Genomic DNA, 286 nt, shown 5'->3' with positions numbered 1-286 from the left:
CACCCGAGGCTCTTCCCGCATCCGTATCTGTCTACACCTCAGATGCGACAGCCGTCGCCTCTTGGGATGCTGGCCAAACGTCACGTTTTGAAGGAAGACTGGCGACGTGCACATTCGATGTCGCCCCGGGCACTGGGGATCGTCTCATCTGGGTTGGCGGCTGCACGTGGCCGCGTAAAAACGGATTCTCCCTCAACGATTTGGTGCTTTTTCAAGAACGACTGGCATCTATTGCTCGATCCATCTCCACCCTATTGCTGGAAAAGGTAAATGTCGTTCTCCCTGC

At 55.6% G+C, this 286-nt stretch carries 1 protein-coding gene; it reads left to right on the top strand.

What is annotated here, in order from left to right:
• On the top strand, positions 1–286 hold a 286-nt coding region (locus K6M89_RS30770; protein ID WP_222141875.1), incomplete at both ends, for a hypothetical protein.

Origin of the sequence: Rhizobium croatiense (assembly GCF_019793465.1) — a bacterium.
Classification (GTDB): domain Bacteria; phylum Pseudomonadota; class Alphaproteobacteria; order Rhizobiales; family Rhizobiaceae; genus Rhizobium; species Rhizobium croatiense.
The sequence above is the reverse complement of the archived record's forward strand: the minus strand, read 5'-3'. Positions and strand labels throughout refer to the sequence as shown.